At 56.9% G+C, this 19157-nt stretch carries 17 protein-coding genes; 7 read left to right on the forward strand and 10 right to left on the reverse strand.

Going from position 1 to position 19157, the window contains the following annotated elements:
* Nucleotides 1-50 precede the first annotated feature (50 nt).
* A complete protein-coding gene (locus ABJI08_RS10295; RefSeq protein ID WP_348401748.1) occupies nt 51-1298 on the forward strand; it encodes a DegT/DnrJ/EryC1/StrS family aminotransferase in 1248 nt (415 codons plus the stop codon).
* Nucleotides 1299-1650: 352 nt separating this feature from the next.
* Here the strand turns inward: ABJI08_RS10295 and ABJI08_RS10300 are convergent, their stop codons facing one another.
* Nucleotides 1651-1863 (reverse strand): hypothetical protein, encoded by a 213-nt coding sequence (locus ABJI08_RS10300; RefSeq protein ID WP_348401749.1) that lies wholly within the window; start codon nt 1861-1863, stop codon nt 1651-1653.
* A 509-nt stretch (nt 1864-2372) separates the two neighbouring features.
* Here ABJI08_RS10300 and ABJI08_RS10305 point away from each other — a divergent pair.
* From ABJI08_RS10305 to ABJI08_RS10315, 3 genes are all read left to right on the forward strand, one after another.
* Complete coding sequence (locus tag ABJI08_RS10305; RefSeq protein WP_348401750.1) at nt 2373-2687, forward strand: hypothetical protein; 315 nt, start codon at nt 2373-2375, stop codon at nt 2685-2687.
* Nucleotides 2688-3142: 455 nt separating this feature from the next.
* Nucleotides 3143-3727, forward strand: a complete 585-nt coding sequence (locus ABJI08_RS10310) for a hypothetical protein (protein WP_348401751.1) — start codon at nt 3143-3145, stop codon at nt 3725-3727.
* Nucleotides 3646-4017: a hypothetical protein gene (locus tag ABJI08_RS10315; RefSeq protein WP_348401752.1), complete on the forward strand. Its 372-nt coding sequence runs from the start codon at nt 3646-3648 to the stop codon at nt 4015-4017. Before ABJI08_RS10310 ends, ABJI08_RS10315 begins: the two co-directional genes overlap by 82 nt.
* Before the next feature lie 451 nt (nt 4018-4468).
* On the opposite strand, the gene ABJI08_RS10320 is transcribed toward ABJI08_RS10315, so the two are convergent.
* Nucleotides 4469-5296: a DeoR/GlpR family DNA-binding transcription regulator gene (locus ABJI08_RS10320; protein WP_348401753.1), complete on the reverse strand. Its 828-nt coding sequence runs from the start codon at nt 5294-5296 to the stop codon at nt 4469-4471.
* 124 nt (nt 5297-5420) lie between these two features.
* On the opposite strand from ABJI08_RS10320, the gene glpD reads away from it, so the two are divergent.
* Entirely contained in the window at nt 5421-7007 is a 1587-nt protein-coding gene (gene glpD / locus ABJI08_RS10325; protein WP_348401754.1) for a glycerol-3-phosphate dehydrogenase, read from the forward strand.
* 193 nt (nt 7008-7200) lie between these two features.
* On the forward strand, nt 7201-9414 hold the full coding sequence (locus ABJI08_RS10330) for an NADP-dependent isocitrate dehydrogenase (protein ID WP_348401755.1): 2214 nt from the start codon (nt 7201-7203) through the stop codon (nt 9412-9414).
* Nucleotides 9415-9553: 139 nt separating this feature from the next.
* On the opposite strand, the gene ABJI08_RS10335 is transcribed toward ABJI08_RS10330, so the two are convergent.
* The 4 genes from ABJI08_RS10335 to ABJI08_RS10350 form a co-directional block, all read right to left on the reverse strand.
* Nucleotides 9554-10324 (reverse strand): methyltransferase domain-containing protein, encoded by a 771-nt coding sequence (locus ABJI08_RS10335; RefSeq protein ID WP_348401756.1) that lies wholly within the window; start codon nt 10322-10324, stop codon nt 9554-9556.
* A gap of 387 nt (nt 10325-10711) precedes the next feature.
* Entirely contained in the window at nt 10712-11656 is a 945-nt protein-coding gene (locus ABJI08_RS10340) for a DMT family transporter (protein WP_348401757.1), read from the reverse strand.
* Nucleotides 11657-11761: 105 nt separating this feature from the next.
* Nucleotides 11762-12883, reverse strand: a complete 1122-nt coding sequence (gene leuB, locus ABJI08_RS10345; protein ID WP_348401758.1) for a 3-isopropylmalate dehydrogenase — start codon at nt 12881-12883, stop codon at nt 11762-11764.
* Nucleotides 12884-12943: 60 nt separating this feature from the next.
* Nucleotides 12944-13840, reverse strand: coding sequence for a LysR family transcriptional regulator (locus ABJI08_RS10350; protein ID WP_348401759.1), 897 nt, complete (start codon nt 13838-13840; stop codon nt 12944-12946).
* 93 nt (nt 13841-13933) lie between these two features.
* On the opposite strand from ABJI08_RS10350, the gene ABJI08_RS10355 reads away from it, so the two are divergent.
* On the forward strand, nt 13934-14848 hold the full coding sequence (locus ABJI08_RS10355) for an epimerase (protein ID WP_348401760.1): 915 nt from the start codon (nt 13934-13936) through the stop codon (nt 14846-14848).
* Here the strand turns inward: ABJI08_RS10355 and ABJI08_RS10360 are convergent.
* From ABJI08_RS10360 to leuC, 4 genes are all read right to left on the reverse strand, one after another.
* Nucleotides 14815-15837, reverse strand: a complete 1023-nt coding sequence (locus ABJI08_RS10360; protein WP_348401761.1) for an endonuclease/exonuclease/phosphatase family protein — start codon at nt 15835-15837, stop codon at nt 14815-14817. The genes ABJI08_RS10355 and ABJI08_RS10360 overlap by 34 nt on opposite strands.
* 11 nt (nt 15838-15848) lie before the next feature.
* Nucleotides 15849-16682, reverse strand: a complete 834-nt coding sequence (locus ABJI08_RS10365; protein WP_348401762.1) for a hypothetical protein — start codon at nt 16680-16682, stop codon at nt 15849-15851.
* A gap of 356 nt (nt 16683-17038) precedes the next feature.
* Nucleotides 17039-17644, reverse strand: a complete 606-nt coding sequence (gene leuD, locus ABJI08_RS10370; RefSeq protein WP_348401763.1) for a 3-isopropylmalate dehydratase small subunit — start codon at nt 17642-17644, stop codon at nt 17039-17041.
* A gap of 12 nt (nt 17645-17656) precedes the next feature.
* Nucleotides 17657-19060 (reverse strand): 3-isopropylmalate dehydratase large subunit, encoded by a 1404-nt coding sequence (gene leuC, locus ABJI08_RS10375; RefSeq protein ID WP_348401764.1) that lies wholly within the window; start codon nt 19058-19060, stop codon nt 17657-17659.
* Nucleotides 19061-19157: the final 97 nt, after the last annotated feature.

A 19157-nucleotide genomic window follows, 5' to 3' on the forward strand; every position in this document is an offset into this window, starting at 1 on the left:
CCGCCTTTGCAGCGGGCGGTCTTTCTTGAACCGATTCAGAGGAGACGGACATGTATTTGGTAGGGAATGAAGAAATCGATGCACTCGCAAAGGTCATCCGTGAAGGGACCCTGTTTCGCTATGGCATCGGTCAGGAATGTGATCGCTTTGAAAGCCGATATGCTGACTACCTGAACACACAACATGTTGCCCTGACAGTCAGCGGCACATACGCGCTGACGGCCGCGATGAGAGCGCTTAGTGTGGGGCCGGGTGACGAAGTCCTTGTTCCGGCGCATACATATATGGCCACCGCGACCAGTGTTCTGGCCGTTGGGGCAATCCCTGTGGTGGTCGATATCGACGAGAGCCTGACCATTTCCCCGACCGCCATTGAGGCCGCGGTTGGACCCAGGACAAGGGCTGTGATTGCGGTGCACATGTGGGGCGCGGCCTGCAATATGGATGCGATTACGGAACTGGGCAAACGCCATCAGCTCTGGGTCATCGAGGATGCCTGTCAGGGCGTTGGCGGCGGGTATAAGGGTCAAAAACTTGGCGCGATTGGGGATATCGGCGCGTTCAGTTTCAATTTCTACAAGAACATGACCTGCGGCGAAGGCGGTGCCATTGCAACGTCGGACGCGTCGCTGGCAGGACGCGCGCGCTGTGCGATTGATCCGTGTCACTATTACTGGAACGGACAAGACGAAGGGCTGGACCTTTTTGCTGGAAATGGCGGGCGGGCGTCAGAGCTTCAGGGGGCCATGTTGAATGTGCAGCTTGATCGCATTGACGGCATCGTTAGCGCCATGCGCAAAGAGCGCGAGTATATCCTGCAGGCAACAGAGGGGCTGCGTGACATGGGTCTTACACCCGCTTTGATGCATTCGCCGGACTTCGATTGCGCGGCGCATCTGATGTTTCAACTGCCAACAGCTGAATCCGCAAAGCGGTTTGCAGAAATCATGCCCGTCGTCATCGCAAGTGAAACCGGTCGGCACACCTATACCAAATGGGAACAGGTGCTGCAGCAGAAAGGGGCAGCGCATCCGGCAATGAACCCGTACAACCATCCCGCCAATGCCGACTGCCGGTTGGAAACAAAACCCGATCAATGCGCGCGCTCGCTTAAGATACTGGATCGCATGATCATGGTTCCGATGTCTCCTTTGCGCGATGAGGCCGAAACAGCCGCGATCGCGCGGGACATCACACACACCGCGCGCGCGGTGCTGGGGAACACGTCCAAAAAGACCGTTAAACTTGAGGCAAGCTCTGCCATCGATACGCAGAAGTTCGATATTCAAGGATCATAACTCGCTCGAAACCGGGGTAGAGGCGCTGACTTTGAATGACCTTTGCAAAGCCGCTGGATTCAGGGTTGCCAGGGGATTGCGCGCGATCCCATCCGCGCAATGCAATGGGGTGGGCCTGTGGTCCACCCCATCATTTGAAAACGAAGTTTTGAAGCGCGAGGGCAGGTAGAGAGAAGGAGGCTATGGGATTTTACAAAGCGTTGAGGTCTTCTTTTGGCGTGCCTGCCAACAAAAGCTCGACCGTATCGCGATAACGTCGTGCCTGAATTTCAAGAAACTGGCGGAAGGAAATCAGCTTGGGCATGTCACAGCCTGAGACCAGCGCGAACAGAAACCGGATGTGGTTGTTTTCTCAATCCGGATCGATCTCGTCGTCGGGATGCACCTTTTTACGTTTGCTGAGCACGTAATAAGCCGCGACGAGGCGTTCTTCCCAAAGGTCGTCGCCCTGCGTGACGGATTCACCAATAGCCAGAGCGTCAAAGTTAATACGCAGTTTTGCAATTTCGCGCAGATCGGGTTCGGACACATGGGAAAGCCGGTAGCCCCGGCGTTGCTCGGCCACGACCTGTCGCAGGTGATGAGAACGTCATGCGATATCGCACATATGAACATGCTGGCTCACAATTTGTGGCGGTGCATACGGTTGATGGTTGGCATGAGACGGAATTTGCGTGCCTTGCCGATATGATCTGGTCGGGCAATTTTTGAGACAAGGCATTCAGGACAGGCAAGCCGGTTGTCGAAACCGGCGATCTCAGTCTGTTGTCGCCGATCCCAAAGCCCGGAAAGGTGATTTGTTGGTTTGAATTACCTCGAGCATGCCAAGGAAAGCCCCTAAAAAAAACTGCCCATTTACCCCAGTTTTTCCCGATTTGCCACCAGCCTTGTTGCCCTGGGTGCCCCGATTGTCAGGCCGGAATGCAGCGAACAGCTTGATTATAATGGCGAATTGTTGGTCGTTGTTGGTCGCAGGGCGCGCGCTGTGTCAGAGAATGACGCGCTTGGTTATGTGGCGGGCCACTCGATTTTCAACGAAGCCTCATTGCGCGACATTCGGTTCTTTGGTGAGCAATGGACGCCGGGCAAGAATTCGACCACACCGGCGCGTTTTGCCCGGATTTTGTATCTACGGATGAATTGCCAGAAGGAACAAAATGGCTGCTTCTTGAAGCTTTTCTGAATGGTGACGTGGTGCAATCGGCCAGCACGTCAGACATGTTTTTTCAGTTGCTGAACCGGCGGCCAAGGTCAGCGTATTCGCAACGCTTGAACCGGGCGATACCATCGCAAGGGGCCACCAGCGGGGGGCGGGTCGGCATGGCCCCAGCGAAACTCGCGCAATTTGCGGTGAAAATGGCGCTGGCAAAAGCACATTGGTGCGCTTGATTTCCGGGTTTGCTCACCTGACCAAGGCGAAATCCTGAAAGCCGGAAAACGGACCGATACGCGGCGTGTTTCCGTTGTATTTCCGGAGCCTTCGATAATCCCGCACCTCTCGGTTCTGGACAAGGCACTTCCCGGGCATCCGGATGTGTCGCGGTTTTATCGCAGTTGACGGCATCGCGAAAGCGTGGCCGGGACTTTGGAGCAGCCTGGCCTGTCAGACATCGCGCCGGACCGGCTGGGTCTGGATCTTAAGCAAACCAACGAAAGACCGGACAAACAGCGCGCTTATCCGTGCAAGGGTCGGGCGGGGCATTTGGCCAGGCCACTCACGGGCTGCACCCCACCGCGAGGCCCCGGACGAAGGGTTAACGCACAGGAATTTTGGCGTGCCCTGCCAGCGAGCACCAGCTTCATGGCATTTTTGGCCCGGTGAATTTGACCTGAGCGTCGGTCCAATGTTGACCTTGGGCGGCCTGATAACGCTTGTCGTGGGGCAGGCGGGTCTGCGGTATGGCATTGCTGCCGCCGTTGGCTTTGGCCTAGTCACAGGGACAGGTATTGAAGTCGCGGCCAAACAGATTGGAAGCCGGGATCAGACAAAGGCGACAGATGCGGCGGCGGATGTTGGGTTCACTGAAAGAGGATTTCTGCATGAAGACATGGCTGCCGTGCGCGACCGGTTTGGATTTGCGGATATGCACCGGCTCGTGGATACTAATGGTATTCGTCATTGCGAATTTGAGATGTCGGCGGGGTGCTGGGCCACCGGCGAAAAACGCGCCCGTTCGGGTCCCGAATGCCGTGACCATCCGGAAGCGGGTCATGCCTTGCGCGCACGCAACGTAAAAGTGGCCTGTGAGTTTGGCGCGACCGAGATCGACATTCCACCAATGCATGGCGAATTTCTGGAATGTGTCGCGAGGCACAGACACGTGGCACGCGAATTGCGTTGGAGCCGATGCCGTTTGGAAATGTCTCTCACCATGAGATTGCGTATCAGATTGTTGACGGAGCCGAAGAGTTTGATTCCGAATTGTTGATTGATTGCAGGCACATGCGCCGCACAGGTATTCCAATTCCTGAAGTTGCCAAAGTGCCGCGCCAATTGCTGGTTTCTGTTGAGCTGGATGACGGGGATGTCGATGTCAAAGGCACATTGCTTGAGGATGCCATACACCGCCGGCGGTTCTGCGGCGAAGCGTCGTTTGATTTCTCGCATTTCATCAAAACGTTTCAGGAGATTGGCTTCGACAGCTTTTATTCGATTGAAGTGATGTCCCACGAATTGTGTGCACTTGTCAGTGCGCGAAGGCGCGCGTTGCGCTTATGACACCACAATGCGGCAGCTTGGGCCTGACGCCTGAATGCGCTAACTGATCTGACCCGATCACATTCCAAAATTGTGTTCCAGGTCACATTGTTCCGGCCTTAGAAGAGGCCGGGGTAAGACCCACTCTCCAATCGCAATTGTTATGCTGGCAGCGAGAGAGTCGGGCAAAATCTTGAAGCGGCTTCACTCGATTTATGGCTTCAAAAAAATGATGCAATCCATGTTGATGATTACATCTGATTATCGGATCACGTGGCAATTTGGCGAGCTGTTCACAAGTTGTCGGACGGCGGTTCCTGAAAGTGGGCGCAAATTAAGTCCGGGCAGACCTGTTGGTAGTTCCGCGACTCTCGGCGCAGCGGATTGAAATTAATTAAAAGATGTTTTTTCTGATGGTTATGCAGACAATTCTAATGCGACTTGCTCGCCCTCTACCAAGAGCCCAAGCCTATCATTTCGAAACGGGTATGGGATTTGAGGCCAAGGTATTGCCGCTTGCTGGCTGGGGCGTCTCTGTGTGTTCCACTGTTTGTACCAACCGACCACGCAGGGTGCTTAGCACATCACTATGCAAGTCCGGGGATTGATCGGTGAATATCTGATCAAACGTGGTCAACGGGGCAATGCGGATCGGAGCGTTGCGTTGGAATTTCGAATGGTCGGCCAACAGCCATGATTGCGATGCGCGCGCAATTGCGGTCTGACTGACGCTGACTTCGTCCATGTCAAAGTCAAACGCGTTGCCGTCTTGTGAGATGGCAGAACAGCCCAGAATGGCGATGTCGAACCGGAAATCCGCCAGCATATGCACCGCAACGGGGCCGGTCAGCCCACCATCCTCGGGGCGGGGCTTGCCGCCTGTCAACAACACGGTACAGCGCGGATTGCCGGTCATGATGGTCGCAACATTCAGGTTATTTGTGACCACCATCAACCCGTCATGACCAGACAACGCGCGGGCCAGGGCCTCGGTGCTGGTGCCGATGTTGAGGAAAAGCGCCGAGCCGTCCGGGATTTGCGCCGCGCAGCGTTGCGCCATTGCCTCTTTGGCGTCGGCGTTCACCTGTCGGCGTTCTTCGTAGCGAATATTGCGCACGCCAGATGGCAGAACCGCGCCGCCATGCACCCGTTCTAACCGCCCGGCATTGGCCAGATTGGTCAGGTCGCGGCGAATGGTTTGCACGGTGACATCAAACCGCGCGGCCAGCCCGTCAACGGTCACTTTGCCCGATGTGCGGGCAATTTCGAGGATTTCAAGTTCGCGAAAGCTTTGATTCATGTTCGATATGTTCGATTTTTTGCGCGCAATCACAAGGAAATTCGGTCGAATCATAGATAAATGCGCTCCGCAGCGACAATTTAGGTTGAAAAATATTCGATTTTGGCATCTTTGGAGTTCGCAAATGTTCGAAAGTATTCCAATGGATTCGCAAACCCCAAAAACAGTCGATCTTTTTGTCATCGGCGGCGGCATCAATGGCTGTGGCATCGCGCGTGACGCGGTTGGGCGCGGGCTGAGCGTTGAGCTGGTCGAAATGAATGATCTGGCGTCAGCCACGTCATCGGCGTCGACCAAGCTGTTTCATGGCGGATTGCGCTATCTTGAGTATTTTGAACTGCGCCTTGTGCGCGAGGCATTGATCGAGCGCGAAACGCTGTTGCGGGCGATGCCTCATATCAGCTGGCCAATGCGGTTTGTGCTGCCGTTTCATAAAGACATGCGGTTTGATGCGGAAACCCCGGCCTCGCGGGTTTTGAGCGGTGTGATGCCGTGGCTCAAGGGGCGGCGTCCGGCGTGGATGATCCGTATGGGGCTGTTTCTCTATGACCATCTGGGCGGGCGTAAAATCCTGCCGGCCACGCGGTCACTGGATTTGCGTACCGATCCGGCGGGACAGGTGCTGGATGATCGTTTTGAGAAGGCGTTTGAATATTCTGACTGCTGGGTGCAGGACAGCCGGTTGGTTGTGTTGAACGCGCGCGATGCCGAGGCTCGTGGTGCCACAATCCGCACCCGCACCCGCGCCGTTTCTGCTGAATGCACGAACGGGCTGTGGCAGATTGTGACCGAGGACACGCAGACCGGGGAGCAAACCACCACGCAGGCGCGCGCTCTGGTGAATGCGGCCGGACCATGGGTTGAAAACGTGATCCGCGGTGTGGTGGGCAGCAACGCCAAGGAGGGTGTGCGGTTGGTGCGGGGCAGTCACATCGTGACCAAACGCCTGTTTGACCATGACCGTTGCTATTTTTTCCAGGGTCAGGACGGGCGCATTATTTTTGCCATTCCTTACGAGCGGGATTTCACGCTGATCGGCACCACTGATCAGCAACACGTGTCGCCCGACGAAAAGCCGACCTGCACGGATTCCGAGGCACAGTATTTGTGTGACTTTGCCTCGGGCTATTTCAAAACACCGGTTACAATGGATGATGTGGTCTGGCGGTATTCCGGGGTGCGTCCGCTGTATGATGACGGGGCGTCTTCGGCGACGGCGGCGACACGGGATTATGTGCTGAAGCTGGAAAATCCGGGTGCGCCGGTGCTGAATGTGTTTGGTGGCAAGATCACCACCTATCGGCGTTTGGCGGAATCAGCGATGTCTAAATTGGCGCCATTATTGGGCGCCAGTGAAGAAAACTGGACCGCAGGTGTGGCAATGCCGGGGGGCGATTTTGCTGTCGACGGAGTTGATGCGCTGATTGGCGCGCTGATGCAGACTTATCCGTTTCTTGACCTCAACTGGGCCACACGTTTGGTGCGCACCTATGGCACTGATGCGCGGATCATTTTGGGTGATGCGACAACGGCCCAGGATCTGGGGCAGGGCTTTGGCGCGGCGTTGACAGAGGCCGAAGTGCGCTGGCTGATGCAGCGCGAATATGCGTGTTCAGCCGAAGATGTTGTCTGGCGTCGTACCAAGCTGGGCTTGCATCTGAACGAAGCGCAGATCGTATCGCTGGACGCCTGGATGGCCGGTGCGGTTTAAGGGGCGCGTCAAATTGCTCGGACCATCACCGCCATGTGGAATTGATATTTCGCGCGGCGCCCTTTATAGGGACCCTGTCTTACGTGCTGGCATTGCGCTGGCGCGGGGCACAAGAATTGACGGAACCCGGCTTTGCCGCCGCATATCCCTAGTCGCAAGACATCCCTGACGCTCAAAAAAGGTTGTGAGAAAGATGGCAGATCAAAAGACCGCAGACATACTGTATACCATTGTAGACGAAGCGCCCGAACTGGCGTCAGCGTCCTTCCTGCCAATCATCCGCAAATTCGCTTCGGCGGCGGGTGTAAGCGTTGGAACCAAGGATATTTCGCTGGCTGGCCGCATCATCGCCACCTTCCCTGAGAACCTGACAGACGCACAGCGTCAGTCCGACGATCTGGCGGAATTGGGCGAATTGGTGAAAACACCCGGCGCCAATGTGGTCAAGCTGCCCAATATCTCGGCCTCGGTGCCTCAGTTGTCCGCAGCCATCGAAGAGCTGCAGTCAAAAGGCTATGACGTACCGACTTACCCTGAAGAGCCCAAAGACGACGCCGAAAAAGCGATCCGTGCACGGTATGACGCGATCAAAGGGTCGGCTGTGAACCCGGTTCTGCGCGAAGGCAACTCGGACCGCAGGTCGGCCAAGGCTGTGAAAAACTATGCCCAGAACAACCCGCATTCAATGGGCACATGGGCGTCCGACAGCAAGACCAAAGTGTCCAGCATGCCGGGCAATGATTTTTATGCCAACGAAGTCTCGGCCACAATCTCCGCCGATCAGGCGGGCGATGCCAAGATCGAATTTGTTGCCAAAGACGACAGCGTGACCGTTCTGAAAGACGGCTGGTCGCTGGACGCGGGCACCGTTGCAGATGCGACATTCATGTCCGCCAATGCGCTTGGCGTGTTTCTGGCAGGTGCCATCGAAGACACCAAGGCCGACGGCACAATGTTCTCGTTGCACATGAAAGCAACGATGATGAAGGTCAGCGACCCGATCATCTTTGGTCACGCGGTCAAAGCTTGGCTGGCGCCAGTGTTCGAACAGTTCGCTGCCGAACTGGACGCGCTGGGTGTAAACCCGAATTCAGGCATGGGCGACGTGCTTGAGCGTGTGTCGGGCAATGCAGAAATCATGGCCGCAATTGCCGTGGTCACCGCAGATCGCCCTGACATGTATATGGTCGACAGCGACAAAGGCATCACCAACCTGCATGTTCCATCAGACGTGATCATTGACGCCTCGATGCCTGCCGTGATCCGCGCAGGCGGCAAAGGCTGGGACCAGAACGGTGCCAAGGGTGACACCAATTGTGTAATCCCGGACCGTTGCTATGCCACGATCTATGACGAAAGCATCAATTTCTTCAAAGCCAACGGCGCGCTGGATGTGACCACTTGTGGGTCAGTGGCTAACGTCGGTCTGATGGCGCAAAAAGCCGAAGAATACGGCTCGCACCCCACCACGTTCGAAGCACCAGCAGACGGCACGATCCGCATTGTTCTGGCCAATGGCGAGACACTGCACAGCCACGACGTTGAGGCCGGTGACATCTGGCGGTCCTGCACAGCCAAACAGGCGCCGATTGAAAACTGGATCGAACTGGCACGTGACCGTCAGCGTCTGACCGGGTCCGAGGCGATCTTCTGGCTGGACGCAAACCGCGCCCATGATGCTGAGCTGATCAAATATGTTGAACCCGCGTTGGCTGCCGCCGGTGTGGCCGACAAATTCCAGATCATGGCTCCGCGTGAAGCCACAGCGCAGTCGCTGAAAACCATTACGGCAGGCAATGACAGCATCGCCATCACGGGCAACGTGCTGCGTGATTATCTGACCGACCTGTTCCCAATTCTGGAACTGGGCACATCGGCCAAGATGTTGTCGATTGTGAAACTGATGAATGGCGGCGGACTGTTTGAAACCGGTGCTGGTGGATCGGCGCCTAAGCACGTGCAGCAGCTGGTTGAACAGAACCACTTGCGTTGGGACTCGATGGGTGAATTCTGCGCGCTTGGTGAATCACTGAACTTCCTTGCGGACAGCCAGGGCAACGCCAAGGCCGGTGTTCTGGGGCGCGCGGCCGAGGATGCCACCCAAGGCATTCTGGACCACAATAACTCGCCCAGCCGCAAAGTTGGTGAGCCTGACAACCGCGACAGCCACTATTGGTTTGCCCGCTACTGGGCAGACGCGCTGGCCGCGCAATCGGACGATGCCGATCTGGCCGCCGAATTCGCAGGCGTTGCCAAAGCACTGGCCGACGGCGAAGCGGCAATTCTGTCTGAGCTGGCAGCGGTCCAGGGCCCTGCAGCAGAGATCGGGGGCTATTACCGCCCGTCGATCGAGCTGAAAGCCAAAATCATGCGCCCAAGCGCAACCCTGAACGCGATCATCGACTAAACGTCTGAAAAGATGAACCACAAAGCCCGTCCCGGTTGCCCGGGTCGGGCTTTTTTGTTTCCCTAACCGCGCTCGAATTGTGCGATCTTCCAGGCTCGTCTGTCTCGTTGATGCCGAATGCGCAAGAGCGCGACTGACGTCACTCAGGCTTTTTTAACTGCCACACCTGTTCCACGGGATAGTCTTTGGCCCAGTCCGCAGGAATAGCGGCGCGCGTCCCGTACGCCCATTCGGGTGCATAAAGCTCTTGATATTTTGTGACGTAGAAACCGATCTGGTTGAACAAATCCATCCAGTCTGACAGCGTCAGGTTAAAACACACGCCGGATGGCTCAAACGCCACCTTTGTCCAATCCGCCCCCCACATGCCACGGTACGGGCGGCGCAAGGTCCGCTCGGCAGGTGATCCATCAAGCGGCGAGCAGATTAACGAAAGCGGATGGTTCCCCAGAAACACCAGCCGTCCACCGGGACGCAGCAATCGCCACGCCTCTTGCAGCCACTTGTCGGGCGCGCACCAGATCGATGCGCCATATTCTGAGATCGCGAAATCAAATGCGGCATCTGGCAGGCCGGTGTCTTCGGCGTTTCCTTCGATGAAGGTGATATGCGCGCCGTGTTCATCAGCAATGCTGCGCGCGGTGGCCAGCTGTTCTGAAGAAATATCAATCGCGGTAACTTTCGCGCCGCGCCGGTGCATCCAGCCCGAAACGTATCCTGTGCCACACCCCAGTTCGATTGCATCCGTCTGTGCCATGTCATCGGGAAGCAATTTCAGGCCGTCATCCGGGTTTCCCCAATTTCCCCATGCTGGTGTCTCAAGGCGCCAGCGCGCCTTGGCAAACTCCACGTAATTGGGCGCATCGTCGTTCCAGAGGTCTCTGTTGGTCACCAAATAATCGCGTGTCATCACCGGTCCCTCGTTTGCTTGTGGGCGGGCTTTTAGCACGATGATCTGTCAAAAAAAATACGCAGACGAGGGTTAAGGCCTCATCTCGTTAAGCTTTGCAAGTAACGCAATTAAGTACTTTACGGCTTTTGACGGCAAGTGGGCTTGGTTATCACGTTTGCCGAAATCAGGAGGGCAGGGTGGGTGTTCGTGACCAAAACAAATGCACTGCAAGTGAGTTGATCCGATGCATCGCCTTTCGCGATCTGAGCGGGTCGCAATGCACGCAAACCAAGTTGCTTCACTGGCGAGAGGTGTCAGAGAGCATCAGCCGCTCGCAGGATAGACCTAACTGCAATGCAGCCGTGCCCTAGGGCTCAAAAGGCTCTTAGGCACGGCGACAAGATTTCAGGCGCGCGGCTTGCGCCGCAATACATCCGATACGCGGAACGCACCCGGCGAAAACGCACGAGTACGAGAGCGCAACACAGGTGTGTTGTCTGAAGTGCCGGCAAACGCTTCGCGCGCCACGATATAAAGGCCACTGGAGATAATGATCGCCGCTCCGACCAGCGTCTGAAGATCAGCCGTTTCGCCAAACAAAACGTATCCGAACAGCATGGCCCAGATGATCTGGGAATACTGCATTGGCGCCACAATCGTGGCCTCGCCCAATGTGTAGGCCCCCACCAGACAGGTTGCCGCCAGAAACCCCAGAATTGCAATCGCACCCATTGCGGCAAGATCAACAATCGACATCGGCTCATAAACAAACCCAAGTCCGACCCCCATCACGAGGAACGTGGCTGCCAAAGGAAACAACAGCATCACCACCCGGCGCTCTTCCCGCCCAATTTTTCGGGCGATGACCGACTGCACCGAGGCACTGCACACGGCACCAAAAGCCGCCAGATGTCCGAGACCCATTTCTGCCGATCCGGGACGCACGACAACAATGACACCCGCCAGACCGACGATCACCGCCAGAACCCTGTGAATGCCCACTTTTTCGCCCAACATCGGGATCGCCAGAACCGTGATCGCCAGCGGAACCGTGAAAAAGATCGAATAAGCCTGCGCCAGCGGCAGATTGGACACCGCGTAAAATCCGCAAATCCCGCCCATGGCCATTGTCAGCGACCGCAACGCGATCCACCAAGGATGTACCGGTTGCAAATTGCCGTGGGTCGGGTCACGCACCAACATCAGCGTGACCAGTGGAAATGACATAAGACTAGTGAAAAACAGAATCTGAATGGGTGTAAACGTCGCCCCCAGATACCGCACGATCACGTCATGGGTGGAAAAAAGAGCAAAGGCCGCCAGGCCCAGCAGGATGGCTTTTAAACTCATGGCGGATACCCGTCTTGCACGTGTTAGCGGTATCGCCCATGGACATCAGGCACGTCCAAAAATCAAGAAAAAAGAGGCGCAGTTGCCCGCACCTCTTTGAATTAATCACGCAAGTTGACTGTTTTTCAGGCTGGCGTCCAGCGCAGCCAGAACCGCATCGCCCATTTCGCTGGTCGAAACCGGCGTACCGCCATCGGCCTGCATCAGGTCCGCCGTGCGCACGCCATCGGCAAGTACCTTTTCAACGGCGGCTTCCAGACGGTCGGCCTCTGCGCCCTGATCGAAGGAATAGCGCAGCGCCATTGCAAAGCTCAGGATACAGGCGCTGGGGTTGGCTTTGGCCTGACCGGTGATGTCGGGGGCAGAACCATGTACCGGCTCGTACAGTGCCTTGGGACGACCATTGGCCATTGGGGCACCGAGGCTGGCCGAAGGCAACATGCCAAGGCTACCAGTCAGCATCGCGGCACAATCCGACAGGATGTCGCCAAACAGGTTATCGGTGTAGATCACGTCAAACTGTTTGGGTGCGCGCACAAGCTGCATGGCGCCATTGTCGGCATACATGTGGCTCAGCTCAACTTCGGGGTAATCCTTGGCCACTTCGGTCACAACTTCGCGCCACAGAATACCCGATTCCATCACGTTGGCTTTTTCCATCGAACACAGCTTTTTGTTGCGTCGCATTGCCAACTCAAAGGCCGACCGTGCACCGCGCTCAATCTCGCTCTCGGTGTAACGCTGCGTGTTGATGCCAACCCGTTCGTTGCCCTCTTCAAAGATGCCGCGCGGCTCACCAAAGTATACACCGGCTGTCAATTCGCGCACGATCATGATGTCCAGCCCGGACACCAGTTCGGTTTTCAGCGACGAGAAATCCGCCAGCGCGTCAAAACACTGGGCCGGGCGCAGGTTGGCATACAGGTCCATTTCCTTGCGCAGACGCAACAGGCCGCGTTCCGGCTTTACGCTGAAATCCAGATCGTCGTATTTCGGACCACCTACAGCGCCCAACAGCACCGCGTCAGCCTCTTGCGCTTTGGCCATTGTGTCATCGTGCAACGGCACGCCATGTGCGTCATAGGCGGCACCGCCCACGAGATCCTCGCTGACATCAAATGCCAGATCACGTTTTTCGCCGTACCAGTCAATAATCCGACGCACCTGCGCCATGACTTCGGGGCCAATGCCGTCACCGGCAAGAATGAGAAGCGAGGGGTTGCTCATGGGGCTGTCCGTCCTTGAAAAAACTTGTCGGACCTGCCCTAGCGGGAGATGTCGGAAAGATCAAGAAACGAAGGGGCGTAACCCGGTTTCTAACAACGCCCAGATGCGCGAAATCCGCGGTGTGTGCCGAATGGCTTCATGTGCGGTCAACCAGACCGGCAGAACGGGCATGGGAAAGTCCGGCAGCACCTCTTCGATGCCGGGTGTGGCGCGCGCCACATTAGACTGGCAAAACCCCAGCCCGCACCCCGCCTTGACCAGATTCCAATAGGCGCTTTGATTATCGCACCTTACGGAAAACCAGTCGCGCGATGCCGCGATGCCCATCTGCCGCATTTCACGGATGATATCGTCATTTGCGTCATACCCGATCATGTCGTGGTGGCGCAGATCGCCGGCGCTGCGCGGGCGGCCCTTGCGGTTCAGGTAATCTTGCGTGGCAAACATCCCCAGCGTGATGTCGCCCAGATGTTTTGTCACCATGTCCAGCTGTGCAGGGCGATACATGCGCACGGCAATATCCGCCTCGCGAAACAACAGGTTTTCCGAGGCGTCCGATGGCACAAGGTCAATGCAAATATCCGGTTCGGCGCTGCGCATCATTGCAATAATGTCTGGCATGGCATGATGCGCCATGAACACGCTGGTGGCGATACGCACATCCCCCTTAAGGCGTGTTTCCCCACCGGCCGCGGTCATCGCGATCGACCGCATGGCGCTTTCCATCTGACCTGCATGGGCGCGCATGTCCCGGCCCAGCCCGGTCAGCTCAAATCCACGGGCATGACGATGGAACAGCTCAACATTCAGGCTTTCTTCCAATGTCTTGATATGACGTCCCAACGTGGGTTGCGACACCCCAAGCTTGCGTGCCGCCCCCGAGAGCGAGCCGGTTTCCGCAACGGCGAGAAACGACTGGATCAACGTCCAGTCCCGGGTGTGAAGCGCAGCTTTCATACAAAAATGAATAGCAGGAATTCACTTTTTCGCAATTTATGTTTGTTTTTGAATGGCACATCTTGCTGGCAAGGATCAGTCAAGAGGCAAGCCATGAAACAGACGGTATTAATTTTGGGCGCCAGCGGGCGGTTTGGACGACACGCGGCAACGGCCTTTGGCGATGCGGGCTGGACGGTGCGTCGATTTAATCGCGCCACGGATACCTTGCCTGACGCGGTGCGCGGCGTGCAGGTGATCGTCAACGGCTGGAACCCGCCTTATACGGAATGGGCGGCGACACTACCGGATCTGCATGCCAGCGTTATCGCGGCGGCGAAATCAGTCGACGCGTTGGTGATTGTACCGGGCAACGTCTATGTGTACGGCCCTGCAAACCCGGGGGTCTGGTCGCTGACCACACCGCATGATGCAACCAATCCGCTGGGGCGCATTCGTCAGGACATGGAGCGCGCCTATCGCGACAGCGGCGTCCGTACCATCCTGCTGCGCGGCGGTGATTTCATCGACACGCAAGCTTCGGGTAACTGGTTTGACAAGATCATGGCGCCAAAGGTCGGGCGGGGCGTGTTCACCTATCCCGGCAATCCGGGCATCCCGCACGCATGGGCGTATTTGCCGGATATGGCGCGAGCGGCTGTTTTGCTGGCCGGGATGCCGGACAACCTGAACACATTCGAAGAGGTGCCCTTTCCCGGTTACACGCTGACCGGTCGTGACATTGCGCAACATCTGGGCGAGATCACGGGCCAGCCCATGCGCGTCAAGCGTATGGATTGGCTGCCTTTGCGTCTGCTGACCCCGTTTTGGAAACTGGCGCGTCATTTGCAGGAAATGCGTTACCTGTGGAACACCCCGCATGCGTTGGATGATGCGCGGCTCCGGGCATTATTGCCCGATTTCGAACCAACCCCGGTTGCTCAGGCTCTGGCCCGCGCAATCCCGCAGGACGTCATTGCCCCGACGCGTCGGTCTCAGAACTCCAGATCTGCCCAGACCATCCGGTGACGGCTGGCGGCGATACCGTCATACATCAACAACGCGTCGGCCTTGGCGGGATCACGGGGCCAGACCACACCTGCGTCCGGAACTGTGATGTCGGCGGATGGCAAAACATAATCCACCCGCAAATCCCCGGGCGTCGGATCGCTCCAATCCACGGTTGGGCCCATGCGCGCATGCGGATCCTGCAGCCTTGGATCAGACAGCAAATTGACGATGGCTGCGCGCCGCCCTTCGCCCCGGGTCGGGTCAAGGTTGGCATTGCCCAACACCACAAAAGGCGGGGCAGGTGGCAGACCCAGCCCACCATCCAGCACCACTTGCCACAGCCTGATCTCATCCGCATTGCGCAACCCGTTGCGATCCTCGGGGCCGTCAAACACCGGCGGTCCGGCTGCAAACATCATCAGGTTCAGCTGGCGCCCGTCTGGCAGCATCACCGGCACAATCCAATGGCCGACGGATGACAAACGCTGCGCGGCTTGCGCCTGCTTTGATGGGAATGGCGCGCCGTTCTCAATTGGCAATTGTGCACCATCAAGATCGCGCCACAACAGGCCCGAGAAATCCTGTACCCCGGCGTGATGCACCGGCCAGCGCGACAACAGAACCATGGCGCCATCACCATAAAACCGCCCGTACCCCTGATTGTCGGCAAACCCGTTCAGCCGACCATCGCCATTCAGGTCCAGCCCGCTGCGCAAACCGGCATTGGGGGGCAGGGCAAAAACATGTTCATATCTGGTGCCTGCATCGGTCAAAGCATCGCGCAACGCCTGTGCACCCGTCAGGTTATGATCGAAATCCACACCCTGCAAAAACAGGATATCCGGGGCGACATGGGTCACAATCTGCGCAATCGCGCCAACTTGCGGGTCGTCGCGCGCAATGTCGCGCAGCATTAACCCCGGTCCCTTGCGTGACAATTCCACGTCAAAGGTGGCCACCCGGATGATATCGGAATGCCCGGATTGCGGCGTTGCCAGCAGCAACAACAGGGTGAGGATCAGATAGCTTGCAAAGCGCGCGCCGACGCATAGGCGCGGCGACGGTTGTCGCGGATCATTTCGGCCACACGCGTCATCGCCATGCCCCGCATGATCAGGCTTGCCGGAATAAAGGCCCATGCGCTTATCGTCCAGATCATTGTCATCGGATCGTCCAGATAGATCGGATCAACCAGATCAGACATCATCTGCACAATCGCCGGGATCAAGAATGGCATCAAAAACCCTAATGCAATGTTAAGCCGCCCATCTCGCTGCAGTCGGGCCAGCACATCGCCGCCCGCTGTGGGGTCAAACAAAGGCAGGTTGATCCAGACATTGAACGCACCGTTGCGCGCGGGCCATGCCAGAATGCGGACATAGAAATAGAAGATCGCAAGCGCGATCAGCGATATCAGATAGGAAATGCCGGACGAGGTGCGCACCGATTGCACCAGTTCGGGGGACGCATTGTCGGGCAGCATGATCACCATCAACCGCACAGGTGAATAGGGGAAATCAATGGCGTTGCCGACCACGATCCCAAGCGTATGCAAAAAGGAGGTAAAGGCATTTGGGGCCAACTGCCCCCGTGCGATCACGGACAAAAAGAACACGGCAAAGAAGATCGCAAGAAACCGAAGCCGGTTAAACGGCGGCGCATAGCGGAATTCGATGATCGAGGGGTAGGTCGAATAGTATTCGATAAACACCAGACAGCCCGAAAACAGCGCAAACAACAACACGATTTCAATCGCGTCAGGGCTGACATTGGGCAAAATCAGGGCAGGCGTTGCGAACAACGATGCGACCAGTAATGCGCGCGTCAAAGCGCTGATGATATTTCCTAACACTGCCCATTCCCTTTCAAACTGGATGTCACGATTCAACGCCGCGATCTTGTTCCAACTTGATCCCGCAAAATCACGGGGTGCCTCATTCTTGCCTTTATCTTGTCTATTTTCGCCCCAACGCTCAAGGCTTTGTTTCCGATTGGGTTAAGAACCAGTGGACGCCGATAGCGACTGGTGCGCGATTGCATCAATTTTCTGGGTAAAAAAGCCAGCAAGACCAATGTTCTACAAGATGTAGTGGATCTTGACAGGTCATCCACCATGGCGCCGCACATGTGCCACCCCCCAAAAAAACAGGCCGCCCCATTCAGAGCGGCCTGCCTTATTTCTGCCTTATTTCGGTCTCAGTGCCGAATTCAGGCCCACGGACGGGCGGCATTGGCCTGCGCTTCGAACGTGTCAATTGCGCTGGCTTTTTCCATGGTCAACGCAATGTCATCCAGCCCGTTTAGCAGGCAATGCTTTTTAAACGGGTCTACGTCGAACGAAATCACGTCACCATCCGACGTGGTGATTTCCTGCGTTTCCAGATCAACGGTCATGCGCGCGTTTTCGCCTTTTTCGGCGTCTTTCATCAACAGATCGACCTGCTCTTGTGGCAAAACCACCGGCAGGATGCCGTTTTTAAAGCAGTTGTTGAAAAAGATGTCAGCAAAAGACGTCGAAACAACGCATTTGATGCCGAAATCCGCGATCGCCCACGGGGCGTGTTCGCGGCTGGATCCACAGCCAAAGTTATCACCGGCCACCAGAATTTCCGCCTTGCGGTACTGGGGTTTGTTCAGCACGAAATCCGGGATCTCGGTGCCGTCACGGTTAAACCGCATCTCGTCAAACAGGTTGGCACCAAAACCAGTGCGCGCAATCGACTTCAGGAACACCTTGGGGATGATCATGTCGGTGTCGATATTCACCAGCGGCATAGGGGCCGCAATACCCTGGAGTTTTTCAAACTTATCCATTTTGCAGTCTCCTTATACCAGATCGCGAATGTCGGTCAGCTTGCCGGTCAGGGCAGCCGCGGCGGCCATGGCAGGTGACACAAGATGTGTGCGGCCCTTATAGCCCTGACGACCTTCAAAGTTTCGGTTGGACGTTGCCGCACACCGCTCGCCTTCGCTCAGCTGATCGGGGTTCATCGCCAGACACATGGAACACCCGGCCAGACGCCATTCAAATCCGGCGGCTTCGAAAATCTCGGCCAGACCTTCTTCTTCGGCCTGCGCCCGCACAAGGCCAGAGCCCGGAACGATCATGGCGCGCATGCCTTCCTTGATCTTTTTGCCTTTGACCACTTCGGCCACGGCGCGGAAATCTTCGATGCGCCCATTGGTGCACGATCCGATAAACACGGTGTCGATCTCGATGTCGGTAAGCTTCTGACCCGGTGTCAGACCCATATAGTCCAGCGCCCGCTTGACCGCTTCAACTTTGCCGCCTTCGAAATCGTCCGGGCTCGGCACAACGCTGGTGATCGGCAGTACGTCCTCGGGCGAGGTGCCCCAGGTGACAACCGGCTGGATGTCTTCGCCTTTCAGCGTGACAACCTTGTCAAAATGCGCACCTTCGTCGGTGAACAACGTTTTCCAATACGCAACGGCCTGTTCCCAGGCGGCGCCTTTGGGGGCGTGCGGGCGACCTTTGCAGTATTCATACGTGGTGTCGTCGGGCGCAATCAAACCAGCGCGCGCGCCGCCTTCGATGGCCATGTTACACACGGTCATGCGGCCTTCCATCGACAGATCACGGATCGCTTCACCGCAATATTCGATGACATAGCCGGTCCCACCCGCAGTGCCGGTTTCCCCGATCACCGCCATGGTGATGTCCTTGGCGGTCACACCCGGCTTCAGCTTGCCAGTGATCTCGACCTTCATGTTCTTGGACTTTTTCTGGATCAGCGTTTGCGTGGCCAGAACATGTTCCACTTCAGAGGTGCCGATACCATGCGCCAGCGCACCAAAGGCGCCATGCGTCGCGGTATGCGAATCGCCGCAAACGACAGTCATACCGGGCAGGGTCCAGCCTTGCTCGGGACCGACGATGTGCACGATGCCCTGGCGCACGTCAGAGACCGGATAGTAATGCACACCAAATTCCTTGGCGTTCTGATCCAGCGCGTCCACCTGAATGCGGCTTTCTTCGTTGTCGATACCCTTGGCCCGGTCCAGCGTGGTGGGCACGTTGTGATCCGGCACAGCGATGGTTTTTTCTGGCGCACGCACTTTGCGACCTGACATGCGCAACCCTTCAAAGGCTTGCGGGCTGGTCACTTCGTGGACCAGATGGCGGTCAATATAAAGCAGGCAGGTGCCATCATCGGCTTCGTGCGCGACATGGGCATCCCAGATCTTATCGTAAATGGTCTTGGGGGACATCGGTCCTCTCCGTCTCTTTGGAATTTGGCTGTTATGGCTTCGCAAATCTGGGCGTGCAAAAACACGCCACGCGCTTATAGAGCGGCGATGATTGATT

The sequence above is a fragment of the Shimia sp. genome, from assembly GCF_039969785.1.
Lineage (GTDB): Bacteria > Pseudomonadota > Alphaproteobacteria > Rhodobacterales > Rhodobacteraceae > Shimia.